Origin of the sequence: Cupriavidus cauae (genome assembly GCF_008632125.1) — a bacterium.
Taxonomy (GTDB): Bacteria; Pseudomonadota; Gammaproteobacteria; order Burkholderiales; family Burkholderiaceae; genus Cupriavidus; species Cupriavidus cauae.
In genome coordinates, this window is the sequence record NZ_VWRN01000027.1 from 120,223 (window position 1) to 134,945 (window position 14,723).

At 68.0% G+C, this 14,723-nt stretch carries 13 protein-coding genes, 1 tRNA gene and 1 pseudogene; 7 read left to right on the top strand and 8 right to left on the bottom strand.

The genetic code is table 11. From position 1 onward, the window contains the following. The first annotated feature begins 222 nt into the window (after positions 1-222). The gene (locus F1599_RS09530) at positions 223-1,077 is read left to right on the top strand and encodes a D-amino acid aminotransferase (RefSeq protein ID WP_150082870.1); all 855 of its coding nucleotides are present in this window, start codon (positions 223-225) and stop codon (positions 1,075-1,077) included. Between the two features lie 154 nt (positions 1,078-1,231). Here F1599_RS09530 and F1599_RS09535 read toward each other — a convergent pair whose 3' ends face one another. Further along, entirely contained in the window at positions 1,232-1,783 is a 552-nt protein-coding gene (locus F1599_RS09535; RefSeq protein ID WP_150082871.1) for a helix-turn-helix domain-containing protein, read from the bottom strand. Between the two features lie 135 nt (positions 1,784-1,918). Between F1599_RS09535 and F1599_RS09540 the strand changes: the two genes are divergently transcribed. After that, positions 1,919-2,896: a Bug family tripartite tricarboxylate transporter substrate binding protein gene (locus F1599_RS09540; RefSeq protein WP_223819548.1), complete on the top strand. Its 978-nt coding sequence runs from the start codon at positions 1,919-1,921 to the stop codon at positions 2,894-2,896. Positions 2,897-2,955: 59 nt separating this feature from the next. Next, positions 2,956-3,729: an aldolase gene (locus tag F1599_RS09545; protein WP_149316396.1), complete on the top strand. Its 774-nt coding sequence runs from the start codon at positions 2,956-2,958 to the stop codon at positions 3,727-3,729. 106 nt (positions 3,730-3,835) lie between these two features. Here the strand turns inward: F1599_RS09545 and F1599_RS09550 are convergent, their stop codons facing one another. The 3 genes and pseudogenes from F1599_RS09550 to xth all read right to left on the bottom strand — a co-directional run. Further along, on the bottom strand, positions 3,836-4,726 hold the full coding sequence (locus F1599_RS09550; RefSeq protein WP_150082872.1) for a class I SAM-dependent methyltransferase: 891 nt from the start codon (positions 4,724-4,726) through the stop codon (positions 3,836-3,838). A gap of 106 nt (positions 4,727-4,832) precedes the next feature. Next, entirely contained in the window at positions 4,833-5,852 is a 1,020-nt protein-coding gene (locus F1599_RS09555; RefSeq protein WP_150082873.1) for a MerR family transcriptional regulator, read from the bottom strand. A 399-nt stretch (positions 5,853-6,251) separates the two neighbouring features. Then, positions 6,252-7,055 (bottom strand): annotated as a pseudogene (xth, locus tag F1599_RS09560) (exodeoxyribonuclease III); the annotation flags it as partial. Between the two features lie 209 nt (positions 7,056-7,264). Between xth and F1599_RS09565 the strand changes: the two are divergent. Further along, positions 7,265-7,341: transfer RNA gene (locus tag F1599_RS09565), tRNA-Val, on the top strand. A gap of 113 nt (positions 7,342-7,454) precedes the next feature. Here F1599_RS09565 and F1599_RS09570 read toward each other — a convergent pair. Beyond that, complete coding sequence (locus F1599_RS09570; RefSeq protein WP_150082875.1) at positions 7,455-8,876, bottom strand: aminotransferase-like domain-containing protein; 1,422 nt, start codon at positions 8,874-8,876, stop codon at positions 7,455-7,457. 121 nt (positions 8,877-8,997) lie between these two features. On the opposite strand from F1599_RS09570, the gene F1599_RS09575 reads away from it, so the two are divergent. From F1599_RS09575 to F1599_RS09585, 3 genes are all read left to right on the top strand, one after another. Next, the gene (locus tag F1599_RS09575) at positions 8,998-10,365 is read left to right on the top strand and encodes a hydroxymethylglutaryl-CoA reductase, degradative (RefSeq protein ID WP_150082876.1); all 1,368 of its coding nucleotides are present in this window, start codon (positions 8,998-9,000) and stop codon (positions 10,363-10,365) included. Positions 10,366-10,523: 158 nt separating this feature from the next. Beyond that, positions 10,524-11,042, top strand: a complete 519-nt coding sequence (locus F1599_RS09580) for a hypothetical protein (RefSeq protein ID WP_150082877.1) — start codon at positions 10,524-10,526, stop codon at positions 11,040-11,042. A gap of 23 nt (positions 11,043-11,065) precedes the next feature. Next, entirely contained in the window at positions 11,066-12,457 is a 1,392-nt protein-coding gene (locus F1599_RS09585; RefSeq protein WP_150082878.1) for a tripartite tricarboxylate transporter permease, read from the top strand. A 62-nt stretch (positions 12,458-12,519) separates the two neighbouring features. Here F1599_RS09585 and F1599_RS09590 read toward each other — a convergent pair whose 3' ends face one another. From F1599_RS09590 to F1599_RS09600, 3 genes are all read right to left on the bottom strand, one after another. Then, positions 12,520-13,020, bottom strand: a complete 501-nt coding sequence (locus F1599_RS09590; RefSeq protein WP_149316404.1) for a cupin domain-containing protein — start codon at positions 13,018-13,020, stop codon at positions 12,520-12,522. A gap of 91 nt (positions 13,021-13,111) precedes the next feature. Continuing rightward, the gene (locus F1599_RS09595) at positions 13,112-13,936 is read right to left on the bottom strand and encodes an IclR family transcriptional regulator (RefSeq protein WP_150082879.1); all 825 of its coding nucleotides are present in this window, start codon (positions 13,934-13,936) and stop codon (positions 13,112-13,114) included. A 3-nt stretch (positions 13,937-13,939) separates the two neighbouring features. Continuing rightward, positions 13,940-14,713 carry an IclR family transcriptional regulator gene (locus tag F1599_RS09600; RefSeq protein WP_150082880.1) on the bottom strand — a complete coding sequence of 258 codons (774 nt, stop codon included), beginning with the start codon at positions 14,711-14,713 and terminating at the stop codon, positions 13,940-13,942. Between the last annotated feature and the right edge of the window lie 10 nt (positions 14,714-14,723).

A 14,723-nucleotide genomic window follows, 5' to 3' on the forward strand; every position in this document is an offset into this window, starting at 1 on the left:
TCGTTTTCCCCGGAGTATTCCGCAGGACACCGGTCAGCGGCGTCGGAGGGCCGCTGATTACGGCAAGGATTCGTCCTACAAGCAAGGCCAAGCTTGCTTTCGTCCGGCGTTCGTCGGCTTTCGTCCGGAAGGCCCCCGGCGCAACGTTATGCGTATTCGGCATGACCCCGCGCAAGCCGCTGTGGAACAATGCTTCATCCTGTTCTCCACGCATCCAACACCATGACTTCCAGCTCCGACGCCATCGTTTATCTGAACGGCGAATTGACGCCGCTGTCCGAGGCGCGCATCCCCGTGCTCGACCGCGGCTTTATTTTTGGCGACGGCGTCTACGAGGTGATCCCGGTCTATGCCGGCAAGCCGTTCCGCGCGGCACAGCATCTGGCCCGGCTCGCGCGCAGCCTCGATGCGATCGGTATTCCGAATCCGCATGACGAGGGCCAATGGACGGCGCTGATCGCGCGCGTGATGCAGGCCAATCCGATGCCGGACCAGATGATCTATATCCAGGTCACGCGCGGCGTCGCCAAGCGCATGCACGCCTTCCCGAAGGAAGTCACGCCGACCGTCTTCATCATGACCAATCCGATGTCGCTGCCGCCGGCCGCCGCGACCGAGCGCGGGGTGGCCTGCGTCACGATGGAGGACAAGCGCTGGCTGCACTGCCAGATCAAGTCGACCTCGCTGCTGGGCAATGTGCTGGCTGCGCAGAATGCGGCCGAGCATGGCGTGACCGAGGCCATCCAGTTCCGCGACGGCATGCTGACCGAGGCCTCGGCGTCCAACGTCTGGGTCGTCAAGAATGGCGTCGTCGCGGCGCCGCCCAAGGACAATCTGATCCTCGAAGGGATCCGCTATGGCCTGATCGAAGAGCTGTGCGCCCGCTTCGAGATTCCGCTGGTCTCCCGCCCGGTCACCCGCGACGAGGTGTTCGCCGCCGACGAAGTCCTGCTGTCGTCGGCCAGCAAGGAGATCCTTCCGGTGGTGACGATCGACGGCCAAACAATCGGCAAGGGCGTGCCGGGACCGGTGTTCCAGCGCCTGTACAGGGCCTATCAGGAGGCCAAGACGGCCTGAAGCCGATTCGACGGAGGGAGCTGGCGGCGTGCCGGCTCCCACCCCACCGTGCCAAAGCCGCCGGCGGCGATGCGCCCCGGCGGCTTTTCCATTGCGGCTGCGGTTCTTGCTCCGGTTCTTGCTCCGGTTCTTGCTCCGGTTCTTGCTCCGGCTGTTACTTCGCCGTGGTAACCAGCACCTCGGCCTGCGCCCGCCCTGCCGTGCGAATGCGGTGCGGCAGATCGGCATCGAAGTACAGCGAATCGCCGATCGACAACGCGATCGTTTCCTCTCCGAGCATCACCTCGACCTGGCCCTTCAGCACGAACAGGAACTCCTCGCCGCTGTGCGCGGAGCGCGCTTCGTCGGGAAACTCCCGCGGCGGATACATGATGAAGGGCTCCATCGCCTTGACCTTGCGCTGCGCGGCAATCGCCTCGTAACGATAGGTCCCCTCGCGTTCCGAGGGTAACAGCGGCTCGCGCTCGCCGGCGCGCGAGATGCACACGACTTCGTGCGCGCTGTCGCGGGCATCGCCCAGCAGTTGCCCCGTTCCCATGCCGTAGGCATCGGCGATCTTCAGGATCGTGGCGATCGATGGCGAACTGAGCCCCCGCTCGAGCTTGGACAGATAGCTGCGCGTCAGGCCGGTCTGCTCGGCCAGCGTTTCCAGCGAAAAGCCGCGTTGGCGGCGGAGGGTGCGGAGGCGATGCGCCAGATTGACCATGACGAGGCGGTAGCGAAAGCGACCGCGGCATTATATCGACGCTCCGGGTACAACATGTCCTACTTGACACAACACATTCCATAGGACACATTGTGTCATGCCGGCAATCACATGACACACAACGGAGAGTTCCAGATGAAAGCGCCCCGATGGATGATGGCGGTGGCCGGCTGTTGCCTGCTGACCGCCAATGCCTTATCCGCAGAGCCGTTCCCCGCCAAGCCGATCCGGCTGGTGGTGCCCTTTGGCGCCGGCGGCATCACCGACAACATCGCCCGCCTGGTCGGGCAGGAATGGTCCGGCGCGCTGGGCCAGACCGTGCTGATCGAGAACCGGCCTGGGGCCGGCGGCCTGATCGCCGCGCAGGCGGCCGCCAAGGCGGCGCCCGACGGCTATACGGTGTTCATGGGCACGGTGGGCACGCAGATCGTCAATCCGCTGATCTACCCAGCCGGCAAGCTGCCCTACTCGCCGGACAGCCAGTTCACGCCGCTGGGCATGGTGTCGAAGTCGCCCTTCATGCTGGCGGTGGCCGCCAGCGTGCCCGCGCGCGACCTCAACGAATTCCTCGCCTATGCGCGCAGCCATCCGGACCGGCTCGACTACGGATCGGCGGGCAGCGCCAGCGCGCCGCACATGAGCATGGAACTGTTCAAGCTGCTGAGCGGGACAAAGATCAATCACGTGCCGTACAAGAGCGGCGCGGAAGCCGTCAATGCCGCCATCGGCGGCCATGTCGCCGCGGTGATCGACGCCGTGCCGGTGGTGATGCCGCAGGTCAAGGCCGGCAAGCTGCGCGCGCTGGCGATCGCCAACGGCACGCGCTCCAGCGCCGCTCCCACGGTGCCCACGAGCCAGGAAGCCGGCTTGCCATCGTTCGAGACCAGTTCATGGAATGCGCTGTACGTCCCGGCCGGCACGCCGCCGGCAGTCGTCGACAGACTGGCCACGACGCTGCGGACCACGCTGGCGCGCCCGGGCTTGCGCAGCCGGCTCGCGGCGCAAGGCAGCGAGGCGCTGGCCGGCACCCAACAGGAATACGCCGCGACGATGGCCGCCGAAAAGAAGAAGTGGGCGGCGGTGGTCGAAGCGGCAAAGATCAAGGCCGAGTAAGGGCGACCGCAACCGGACGACCGCAACCGGCCCCTCGACATCCCAACGGAGCATCCAACATGGCTGATACCTTCGACCTGAAGAAAGACGAGCTGATCGCCCGCGCACAGGGCGAGATGCAAACCCGGCTGACCGTGCCGGAACGATCGCTGCGCGAAAAGGTGGCGCTGACCTGCCGCATCCTGTTCGACGGCGGCCACGATTCCGGCCTTGCCGGCCAGATCACGGCTCGGGCGGACGCACCCGGCCGCTACTACACGCAGCAGCTGGGGCTCGGCTTCGACGAGATCACCGCGGAAAACCTGCTGCTGGTCGACGAAGACCTGCGTGTGCTCGAGGGCGGCGGCATGGCCAATCCCGCCAACCGCTTTCACTCGTGGATCTATCGCGCGCGGCCGGACGTCAACTGCATCATCCACACGCATCCGTTCCACGCGGCCACGCTGTCGATGCTGGAAGTCCCGTTGACGGTGTCGCATATGGATACGTGCGTGCTGTATGGCGATTGCGCGTTCCTGGAGAAATGGCCGGGCGTGCCGGTCGGCAACGAGGAAGGCGAAATCATTTCGGCGGCGCTGGGCGACAAGCGCGCGATCCTGCTGGCCCACCACGGCCTGCTGATCGCGGCCACCTCGGTCGAGGAGGCCTGCGTGATGGCGCTGCTGTTCGAGCGCGCGGCCCGCATGCAACTGGCCGCGATGGCGGCCGGCACCATCAAGCCGCTGCCCGAGGCGCTGGCCACGGAGGCGCACGACTGGATCCTGACGCCGCGCCGCTCGCAGCTGACGTTCGAGTACTACGCCCGCCGGACGCTGGCGGCGGCACGCGGCTGAGTGGTGGCGCCTGGCGTCCGGCGTCCGGCGTCCGGCGTCAGCCGTCAGCCGTCAGTCAGGCGTCAGGCGTCTGCCGTCTCGCGCCTGGCGCCTCCACGACGCCAGGCTATCGCGCTTCCCCCACGCTGGCGCACAGCACCCGCAGGCCCCCGCCGGCGGTCTGCAGGCCGTCCTTGCGGCGAGGGAAATAGCGCGCATTCAGCGCCGGCGCGTCGAGATCCGTCACCTCGGTAAAGCCCATGGCGGTCAGCCGTTGCACCAGTTGTTCCGGCACAAACTCCGACAGCCAGGGCTCGCCCAGCGCGGCCACCTGCTCGGCCATATGCGCCGCCATCACGCGCTCGAATGGCGGCAGCACGCCGGCATCGACGCGGTAGTCGAACACGATGCGCGTGCCCGCCGGCAGGCTGGCGACATGGCGCAACGTGCTTTCGATCGCGGAGTCCGTCAGATACGGCGTCACGCCAAGCCATACGAAGCAGGCGGGCCGGTCGCGGCGAAAGCCCGCTCGCTCCAGCACGCCCTGCAGCGATGCATGCTGAAGGTCGGCCGGCACGGCGGTCACACCGTCGGGCATGCTCAGCCCGGCCTGCCGCATCAGGTCTCGCTTCCACGCCTGCGTGGCGGGATGGTCGACCTCGAATACGCGCATGCCGTCATCCGCCGCGGGCACGCGCCACGCCAGCGTATCCAGGCCCGCGCCGAGCACCACGCATTGGCGCACGCCGGCGCGAACGGCCTCGGCCAGCTCGGCATCGGCGACCATCGCGCGCGCCACCACCGCGGCGCGCATCGGGCGCGCCATCGGGTCGTTATGGCGATAGGGATCGTCCCGCACGGCGCGTTCGAGTTCGGGGCCAAGAATTGGCAAGGCAATGGGATCGGGCAGCACGAGCGGATCGTCGAGCAACTGGTGAACGGCGCGCGCAATGGCCATCATCAGCGCTGTCGTGCTGGGCCGGCCCTGGGCCAGCGCGGTGGTGTCGGTGTGGGACATGGCGGTCTCCTGCTGCGAAAGCGGGGCAGCATAGACCCTGACGTGGACGTCAGGGTCAACCCCCCGCGCGTGCCGGTTCCCGCCATGTCACGGCGTGACCCGATCGTCAGCGCCGCCGCGGCGGCGCCTTACCGGCGTGCGTGCGCACCGCCTCGACAAACTCGCGCACGCCGGGATCGACCATGTGCCCGACCTGCAGCAGCGGCTCGTCGCGATAGGCCTTCAGCAGCTTGTCGCGCAGCCCTGCATCGTGGCCCACCATACGGTCGACCAAGGCATCCCAATCGCGCAACAGCGTGCGGCTCGCCGCCGCGGAAGGATCGGTGCCAGCCGCGATCAGCGCACGGGCGCGCTGCGCCAGCGCCCGCCATTCGGGTTCGAGCCGTTTGTCGAGCCGCGCCAGTTCGTCCGGCGACAGGTGCCGCAGCCACGCCGCCATGCGCAGTTCGACGGCCGCCTCCATATAGCGGACCATCGCCGCGTCGATGCCGCCAAAGCCCTGTTGCGCGGCCTGCTTGATCATCTCGCCCCAACGGATGGCCCGTGCCATGTCGCCCTGCATCCAGCGCATGGCCAGATGCATCCAGCGAGCCGCCAGCGCCTGCGTGCCGATCGCATCCGCGGGCCATTGCCCGGCCATCGCCTCGCGGATCTCGTCCAGCAGTGGCTGCCATTCCGCCTCGGTGGCGATCCAGTCGCGGAAGATCGTTTCGAGCTCCGCCTCGCTGAAGTACTCGCGATAGGCCCGCATCTGGCGCAGGGCCGCAAGCCAGTGCTCGATCTCGGGCTCGCCGCCCGCGGCCAGCACCGTCTGCAGCAGCACCAGACGGCCACGCAGTTCGGTCGCCCGGGCAATCTCGCGATCGAGCGCCTCGATCTGCTGCGTGACGATGCGATGCCGCGGCGGCCCCTCGCCCGCCAGCAGCGCGCCGATGGCGGCCAGCGACAGGCCGGACTGGCGCAAGACCTGGATCGCATGCAGCCGCGCCACGTCGTCGCGGTTGTAGAGGCGATAGCCCGCGGCCGAACGCCCGGAAGGCTTGAGCAGGCCGATGCGGTCGTAGTGATGCAGGGCGCGGACCGTCAGGCCCGTCTGCCTGGCGAGCGCGCCGACTTTCAGGAGCATGGGCGAAGCGAGGGGGAGTTCAATCGACAAACGGCATTGGCGCGGCGCCTGTGGCCGCGACGGGCGTCATTGTCGCTCAGTCGCGCTTCACCTGGCGGCGGTGGCCTTCTTGGCGGTGGCTTTCTTTGCTGGGGTGGCTTTCTTTGCCGGGGTGGCTTTCCTGGCCGTAGTGACCTTCTTTGCAGCGGTAGCGTTCTTTGTATCGGTGGATTTCCTGGCCGCAGTGACCTTCTTTGCGGCGGTAGCGTCCTTTGTACCGGTGGCCTTCTTGGCAGCCGTGGCCTTCTCCGCAGCGGTGCCCCGCTTGGCAGCCGCAGGCGCCTTCGCGATAACCGCCTTCGCAGCCGCGGCCCCGGTCGTGGCAGCCTTCTTCGCCGGCGCCTTCGCCGCCGCCTTCGACGACGCCCGACGCCTTCCCGCGCCACCACCGAACTCCAGCGTGATCCACGCCGGCGCATGGTCGCTCGCCTGCGGCGCGCCGCGGACCCAGCGATCGACGCCGGCCTCGCGCAACGCCGGGGCCAGCGTCGCGTTCAGCAGCAGATGGTCGATGCGCAGCCCCGAATTGGTCTGCCAGTGCTGGCGGAAATAATCCCAGAAGGTATAGATCCGCTCGTCGGGATATTTTTCGCGCAAGGCATCGACCCATCCCTGCTCCAGCAGGCGTCGATAGCAGGCGCGGCTTTCGGGCTGCAGCAAGGCGTCCTTGAGCCAGGAACGCGGGTTGTAGATGTCCTCGTCGGTCGGCACCACGTTGTAGTCGCCAGCCAGCACGACCGGATGGCCGCTGTCGTAGAGCGTGGCCGCATACTTCAGCAGGCGCTCGAACCAGGCCAGCTTGTAGTCGAACTTCGGGCCCGGCTGCGGATTGCCGTTCGGCAGATACAGGCAGCCCACCAGCACGCCATGCACCGCCGCCTCGATGTAGCGGCTCTGCTTGTCGCCATCGTCCCCGGGCAATCCACGCCGGCTTTCGATCGGCTCGGTTCCGCGCGACAGGATCGCCACGCCATTCCACGACTTCTCGCCATGCCAGATCGCGCCATAGCCGGCGGCACGAATCGCATCGATCGGAAAGCCGGAATCGACGGTCTTCAATTCCTGCAGGCAGACGACGTCGGGCGCCTCGCGCTCCAGCCATTCCAGCAATGCGGGCAGGCGGGCGCGGATGCCGTTGATATTGAAGGTGGCGATCTTCAGCATGGCACGTGTGAATGGGCGAATGGGGGAATGGGCGGATGGGCCAAATGGCTGGCTGGACAGGCTTGTTGGCTTGCCGTTGTTCCCTTTTTAGGAGAGCCACGCGGGCCCGGCAATCGGGCGGTGTCCCACAGCCCGCAAATCCGTGCCGCATTTTTTTCGCGGCAGGCTTGTGCGCACGCAAAAGCTTCTCTATAATCCGCGCCTTCCACAGGCTCGTAGCTCAGCTGGTTAGAGCACCACCTTGACATGGTGGGGGTCGTTGGTTCGAGTCCAATCGAGCCTACCAACGCAAATCGACGACGGCACCGGAGGCATCGCCATCCGGTGCCGGCGACGACGTTGCCCACCGCGATCGCGTTCTGCATCCCGGTTTTCCACGCAGTTGTTTCCCCCGACGGGCTAACCCCGTCCTCGCCGCCCCAACACCCGCCGCACGGCCGCCTCGAAGCGCGGATCCAGCACCGCGCCCACATTGAACCGCGCCCAAGGCGACCGGGCCTCCGGATCGACACGGAACACGCGGCCGGGCGCGATCATCACCTTTTGCGCGAGCAAGGCCTCGGCCAGCGCCAGCGAGTCCGGCGCGTCCGGAAACGCGGCCCACAAGTACAGGCTCTGCGGCGGACGCACCCATACGTCCGCGTCCAGCCGATCGAACAGCGCCAATGCCTGCTCGGTGGCGGCGGCCAGCCGCGCCCGCAGTTTGGCGAGATAGCGCTGGTAATGGCCTTCGCTGAGGATCACGTCGACCGTGCGCTCGCAGTACTCCGAGCTGCTGACATGGATCAGCGCCTTCAGGTCGGCCAGATCGCTGGCCAGCGCGTCGTTGCACGCGATATAGCCGACCCGCAGCGCCGCCGAGAAGGACTTGGAAAAGCTGCCGATATAGATCGTGCGCTGCAACTGGTCCAATGCGGACAGCCGCGGCAGCGTGGTCGGCTTGAAGTCCGCCAGCGCATCGTTCTCGACCACCAGCAGATTGAAGCGCTCGGCCAGCTGCAGCAGGCGATAGGCCATGGCCGCGGAAAGATCCGAGCCGGTGGGGTTGTGGCCGACCGATTGGGTGAAGAACAGCCGCGGCCGCTCGCGGGTCAGGATCTGCTCCAGCGCGTCGATGTCCGGGCCATCCGCGAGCCGCGGCACGCCGACGATGCGGGCGCCGGCAAGCTTGAGCTTGCCGAACAGCGGGTAATAGCCGGGATCGTCGACCAGCACCGTGCCGCCGGCCGGCACGAAGTAGCGGATCACCAGGTCCAGCGCCTCGTTGGCGCCGTGCGTCAGCACGATCTGCCTGGCCTGCGCGCCGATGCCGACATCGCCGAGCTTGCGAACCAGATGGTCGCGCAGCGGGCCGAAGCCGAAACGGTTGCCGTAGCGGAACAGCGCGCCCAGGCCGGTGCGCACGACCTTGTGGTGATAGCGGTCCAGCCGCGCCTCCGCCAGCCATGACACCGGCGGGAAGCCGTCCCCGACCGCCAGCACGTCGGGCCGGCTCTTCAATTGCTCGCGCATCAGCCAGACGATGTCCATCGCGCGGCCCAGTGTGCCGGCATCCTCCTCGGGCGCGGGCCGGACCGCCACCTCCCGAACGAAGAAGCCCGAGCCACGCCGCGGCTCGACCAGCCCGCGCGCGACCAGCAGTTCGAAGGCGGCCACGATCGTGTTCTTGCTGTAGCCATGCAGTTGCGCCAGTTCGCGCAACGAGGGCAGGCGATCGCCGGTGCGATAGGCGCCTTCGGCGATCTGGCGGGCGATCGAGTCGGCCAGCGTGGTGGCGAGCGATGGGGATTTGCGGGCGGTGCCGGGAGCGGTGGAGGTCATCGATAGGGCGCAAATACCGGGCGGCTGGTCACTGTCCCCGCAAACTGTACCCTTATTGGCTGGTACAGTCACCCTAGACTGTCTCCATTCCATACCAGAGAACCATAGAACGGAGACCTCGATGCTTGCCTCCCTCCCCTCGTCCGATGCCGCCGCTGCCGCCGCTGCCTCCGATGCCACCGCCGCGGCCGACTCCCGCCGCAAACCCGTCGATTCCCGCCTGCCGCGCTTTCGCGAGATGACGCCGGCCCAGCGCCTGGCCGCCATCGCGGACGCGGTCGGCCTGGACGACGACGAGCACGCACGGCTGGCCGAGCCCGGCGCGCTGGGCGCGGCACGTGCCGACGGCATGATCGAAAACGTGATCGGCACCTTCGAACTGCCCTTCGGCGTGGCCGGCTACTTCCAGATCAATGGCAAGGACGTGCTGGTGCCGATGGCGGTCGAGGAACCGTCCGTCGTTGCCGCGGCCTCCTACATGGCCAAGCTCGCGCGCGGCTGCGGCGGCTTCGAGACCTCGAGCTCCGGCCCGCTGATGCGGGCGCAGGTGCAGGTGGTTGGCGTCGCCGATCCCTATGGCGCGCGGCAGGCGCTGCTGCGCCATCGCGACGAGATCCTCGCCGTTGCCAACGCGCGGGACAAGGTGCTGATCGGACTCGGTGGCGGCTGCCGCGACATCGAGGTCCATGTGTTTCCCGACACGCCGCGCGGCGCGATGGTGGTGATGCACCTGATCGTCGACGTGCGCGACGCGATGGGCGCCAATACCGTCAATACGATGGCCGAGGCGGTATCGCCGGTGGTCGAGCGCATCACCGGCGCGCCGGTCCGGCTGCGCATCCTGTCGAACCTCGCCGACCTGCGCCTTGCGCGCGCACGCGTGCGGCTGACGCCCGAAGCGCTGGCCACCGGCGAGCGCAGCGGCGAGGCCATCATCGAAGGCGTGCTCGACGCCTACACCTTCGCGGCAATCGACCCGTACCGCGCGGCGACACACAACAAGGGCATCATGAACGGCATCGATCCGGTCATCGTCGCGACCGGCAACGACTGGCGCGCGGTCGAGGCCGGCGCGCATGCCTATGCCTGCCGCGCGGGCCGCTACACGTCGCTGACGCATTGGGAGAAGGACGCCACCGGCGCGCTGGTCGGCACCATCGAATTGCCGATGCCGGTGGGGCTGGTGGGCGGCGCCACCAAGACCCATCCGCTGGCGCGGCTCGCGCTGAAGATCCTGGGCGTGCAAAGCGCGCAGGAACTCGGCGAAATCGCCGCCGCAGTCGGACTGGCGCAGAATCTCGGCGCCCTGCGCGCGCTCGCCACCGAAGGCATCCAGCGCGGCCATATGGCGCTGCACGCCCGCAATATCGCGCTGGTCGCCGGCGCCGTCGGCCAGGAGGTCGAACAGGTGGCGCGCCGGATGGCCGAGGAAAAGGACGTGCGCACCGACCGTGCAATCGAACTGCTGGCGCAGCTGCGGCAGGGATAGAGGCGCCCCCCGGCGGCGGGAGACTTCTCTCTCCCCGGCCTCTCTCCCGCGAGCGGGCAAGGGGTTAAGGGAGGGGGCAGCGACCTGCCGACCACCCCCGCTCGCCACACCAAGAAAAAGCGCCCGCCGACAAGCGAGGCGCCACACAGGAGACAACCATGCAACCACAACCCAAGGCCGCCGGCAGCCCGCTGGTCGAAGTCTGGGGCGATACCGCCAATCCGCGCCATCTCGCCTGCGCCATCGTCATCGGCGGCGCGCTGAGCCTCGCGGCCTTTGCGATCGCCAGCCGCATCCTGACCGAACTGGTCCGCACACCGGAGCTCGCGCGCGCCTATGCGATGCTCGCCGGGCTGGCCGGCTGCGTGCTGGCCGGCTTCATCTGCGCCTGCCTCTTCAAACCCAAGCGCGTGGTCACCGAGGACAGCGGAACCGATGCGAGCAGCGCAACCGCGGCCGCCGCACGCGAGCAGGCGCTCGACCGTCTTGCCGAGGAATCCGGTGGACTCGGAACCATGGCCGACCTCCCCGCCGCCACGGTGCAGGAACTGCGCGAACTCCAGCTCTACGAGCTGTTTGCCGCGCGCGAACGCGGTGCGATGGCCGCCGGCCACGCCGACGTCGCGATACCGGATGCGGACGCGGCCGCCGCTCCTGCTCGCCCCAACGCCGCCTGACCCGCCACCGCCTGGAGCGCATCATGATCGAATCCACCCCTCTGCTGACGCAGATCCTTGTCGCGCTGGGCATGGGCCTGGCCGGCGCCATCGTCTTCGCGGCGATCGGCCTGGTGTCGGGCACCGACGAGACCACCACGCTCGCGCCGCTGACGTTGCTGGTCGTGCTGCTCGGCGTGCCGCCCGCCGGCGTGTTCACCTTCTTCCTGGCCGGCGCGGTCGCCAAGCACATGACGCACGCGGTGCCGACCGCGTTGCTCGGCATTCCCGGCGATACCATGGCCACGCCGCTGATGCAGGACGCCAATCATCTGCGCAATCTCGGCGTGCCGCATATCGCGCTGCGCAAGATGATTTCCGGCGCCATCGTCGCCGCGTTCTGCGCGGTGCCGCTGGCCGTGCTGTTCGCCGTGCTGCTGGCCCCGTTCGGCGCCACGATCACGAAGGCCGCGCCGTGGATCTTCGTGGCCGCCGCGCTGGTGATCGCCTACGCGTCGCCGGGCCGCTGGGCCTCGGTGGCGACGCTGGTGCCCTTCGTGGTGGTGATCGTCGCGCTGCAGACCCTGACCGCGAAATTCGGCGTCAAGCTGAGCATCAGCTATTTCCTCGGCATCGCGATCGGCCCGCTGATCGCGGACCTGTTTTCGACGCTGTCGCCGGTCGACCGTCCGCGCATGCAGCGCAAGGAAGCCCGCACGTTTACGCTGGCACCTGACGTGAAGGGATGGAGCGGCTATTTCCCCAATCCGTTGAAGGTGATGGACGGCACGCAGACCCGCTGGACCGTGACGACGGCCGCGATCTCGAGCGCAACCTTCGTGTTCAGCCCGGTCGCGATGACCGTGGTGCTGGGCGAACTGGTCGGCTCGCGCATCAAGCACGCCTATCACCGGCTGACCACGGTGCTCAGCGCCCGCAACGGCGTCACCGAGGCGACCTATATCGCCGAGGCGCTGATTCCGCTGATCGCCTTCGGCCTGCCGCTGAGCCCGGTGGCCGCCGGTCCGGCCGCGCCGCTGTTCAATGCCCCGCCGGTCTTCACCGTCGATGCCGGCAACGGCCAGACCCACAACCTGCACAACCTGCTGAGCCACTGGGAATTCCTCGGCTACGGCCTGCTGGCGGTGCTGCTGGCGGCGATCGTGTCGTATCCGTTTGCGATGAATTACGCGCGCCGCGCCGCGCTGTTCGTATCGCGCCGCATTTCGCACGAGGCCATCGTCGCCACCTTTGTCGGGCTGATCCTGGTGATCAGCGTGTGGGAAGGTCAGCTGCTGGGCCTGCTGGTGATCGTCACGCTCGGCTCGATCGGCGGCCTGCTGTCGCGCGTGCTGGGCTTCAACACCGGCGTGCAGTTCATGGGGTATTACACGGCGGTGCTGACGGTGCCGGCGCTGATCAAGCTGGCGGGATAAGCGCACCGCCTACCGCTTCCTGCCCCTGCGGTTCGCCAGCGTCGCGGCTGGCGAACCGTGCTTCACTCGCCTTCCCAATAGTCCAGGCTCCCCTCCGCGCGGCCGATATAGGCAAACCCATTGCCGTGATCGAGCACGCCGAACTTGCCCGAGTCGGGATAGTGGCAAAGCTCCGGCGCGGTCATCGTGCTGACGGCCAGCACTTTCAGTTCCTGCGTACCGGTATTGATGATCTGATGCGCGGTTTCAGGACCGCCCGCCGGACAGGCGATCACGTCGCCGGCGCGAACGGGATGGCGCGACTCGCCGATGCGCACTTCGCCGCTGCCTTCGACGATAAAGAACATCTCCTCGTTGGCGCGGTGGCTGTGGAAAGGAAACACGCGCTTGCCGGGCTCGATCACCGTCAGGTTGTAGCCGAGCTTTTGCGCGCCGAGCATGCGCCCGATCGGCGCCATGCGGCCGCCGTAGCGGTCGGCGGGGAGTTCGGAGCCGTATTGGCGCGACAGGTCGGCGAAGTCGAGGTATTGGGCGTCGGCGATGTTCAGGATGGGGCGTGACATTGGGTCGTCTCCTTGAAGATTGTTGTCCTGACAGTCTAGTGTTGGCCTGACACCATGTTCGAACAATGGAAATCAAGGCTGGGCAGTCATCTCACCCCCGTGCGTCGGATTGCGTCCGCCCAAATCGCCACGACAAGCGTTGCGCTGCGCCGGCCAATCGGCGCGCGACGTTGCCGTCGTGCCCGCTATCGAAACTCCCCGCCGTCCCCATCGCCGCGAGCACCAGCACCACGGTACCCGTGTGGTCGAACACCGGCACCGCCAACGTATGGATGCCGGGCACCGGTTTGTCGAGTGCATCGTCGACGCCTTGCGCGCGAATGCGGGCCAGCCTCGCGGCATAAGGGGTCTTGCCGGTCCCGATGTCCTTCGTCGACGCGCCCGCCATCCGCACCGCTTCCTGGTGGAGCATTCCGCCGAGCACATCTTCCGGCAGATGCGCGGCAAACACGCGGCCGATTGCGGTATTCACCAGCGACAGCACCGTGCCGACGCGCAGGCTGACGTGCTGCGGCCGCGTCGATTCCTCGAGCCGCACGACCGTCGGTCCGAGCGGCCCGAGCACGGCCATTGCGACACTGAGGCCGGTATCCACGGCAAGGCCGCGCACTTCCGGCTCGGCCTCGCGCACCGGCGACAGGCGCTGCAACGCGATCAGTCCCAATTGCAGGGCCAGCGGTCCCGGCAGAAAGCGGCCATCGGCATCGCGCTCGAGCACGCCGGCTCGCAACAGGCTGACCAGGTGCGGAAAGGCCTTGGCGGGCACCATGCCCGCGCCGCGCGCCAGTTCGCTCAGCGCGAGCGGACCGCCAGCGCGCAGCAGCGCACCGATCAGCTGCGCGCTGGCGTCGAGCGCCTGAATGCCGCGTTGCAGCTTGCCCGTGGCCTCGTCGGTCGTTCCAGTGGCATTCGTCATGGCTCAGCCCTCTACGCGCAGTGAATCGGCGATCTGCCCTGCGGTTGCCTGCAGGGCGCGCGCAAGATCGCCTCGCCAGGTCGTGTCGATGGTTGCGGTCGGGCCGATTGCGGTAAGCAGCAGCCGGAGGGCGCCGGCGGCGTCGCGTACCGGCACGCACAGGCTGCTGACGCCGGGACTCGGGATATCGATGCTGCGGGCGATGCCGCGGCTGCGCACCTCGTCCAGTTCGGCAAGGAACGCCGCGCTTTTGGGACGCGCCGGCAGGGCGTCGAACAGCGGCACCCATTGCGCCTCGGGCATGCAGGCGCAATACATGCGGCCGGTAGCAGTAGTGGCCAGCGACATCACGGTGCCGACATGCAGGTTGACGTGCAGCGGCGCGTTGCCGCGCTCGTAGCGCACGATGGTAGGACCCTGCGGGCCCGGCACGCTGACCGCCACGCTGCAGCCCGTTTGCGCGGTCAGCGCGGCAACCAGCGGCACCGCGGCGTGCAGGCCGGGATCCAGCTCCAGCCGCATCCGCGCCAGTTGCAGCGCCAGCGGCCCGGGTTCGAAGCGATCATCGAGATGGTCGCGCTTGATCCAGCCCTGCCGCGTCAGCGATACGAGGTAGGGATGGGCCTGAGCCGGGGCGATGCCCACGCCCGTGGCGAGTTCGACCGCAGATAGCGGTGCGCCCGCCTCTGCCAGCGCCTGCAGGAAGCGACCCGCCACGTCGACGCTCTGCACGCCGCGCTGCGTCTTCTCCTGTCCCGCCTGCCCTGCCTCGCTCATGGTTGCCCTC

What these genes read in the sequence shown, in the direction of transcription:
- F1599_RS09535 (WP_150082871.1), bottom strand. Translation starts at nt 1,783, where the DNA reads ATGGTCAATCTGGCGCATCGCCTCCGCACCCTCCGCCGCCAACGCGGC.
- F1599_RS09545 (WP_149316396.1), top strand. Translation starts at nt 2,956, where the DNA reads ATGGCTGATACCTTCGACCTGAAGAAAGACGAGCTGATCGCCCGCGCA.
- F1599_RS09555 (WP_150082873.1), bottom strand. Translation starts at nt 5,852, where the DNA reads ATGCTCCTGAAAGTCGGCGCGCTCGCCAGGCAGACGGGCCTGACGGTC.
- F1599_RS09540 (WP_223819548.1), top strand. Translation starts at nt 1,919, where the DNA reads ATGAAAGCGCCCCGATGGATGATGGCGGTGGCCGGCTGTTGCCTGCTG.
- F1599_RS09575 (WP_150082876.1), top strand. Translation starts at nt 8,998, where the DNA reads ATGCTTGCCTCCCTCCCCTCGTCCGATGCCGCCGCTGCCGCCGCTGCC.
- F1599_RS09595 (WP_150082879.1), bottom strand. Translation starts at nt 13,936, where the DNA reads ATGACGAATGCCACTGGAACGACCGACGAGGCCACGGGCAAGCTGCAA.
- F1599_RS09580 (WP_150082877.1), top strand. Translation starts at nt 10,524, where the DNA reads ATGCAACCACAACCCAAGGCCGCCGGCAGCCCGCTGGTCGAAGTCTGG.
- F1599_RS09600 (WP_150082880.1), bottom strand. Translation starts at nt 14,713, where the DNA reads ATGAGCGAGGCAGGGCAGGCGGGACAGGAGAAGACGCAGCGCGGCGTG.
- F1599_RS09550 (WP_150082872.1), bottom strand. Translation starts at nt 4,726, where the DNA reads ATGTCCCACACCGACACCACCGCGCTGGCCCAGGGCCGGCCCAGCACG.
- F1599_RS09530 (WP_150082870.1), top strand. Translation starts at nt 223, where the DNA reads ATGACTTCCAGCTCCGACGCCATCGTTTATCTGAACGGCGAATTGACG.
- F1599_RS09570 (WP_150082875.1), bottom strand. Translation starts at nt 8,876, where the DNA reads ATGACCTCCACCGCTCCCGGCACCGCCCGCAAATCCCCATCGCTCGCC.
- F1599_RS09590 (WP_149316404.1), bottom strand. Translation starts at nt 13,020, where the DNA reads ATGTCACGCCCCATCCTGAACATCGCCGACGCCCAATACCTCGACTTC.
- F1599_RS09585 (WP_150082878.1), top strand. Translation starts at nt 11,066, where the DNA reads ATGATCGAATCCACCCCTCTGCTGACGCAGATCCTTGTCGCGCTGGGC.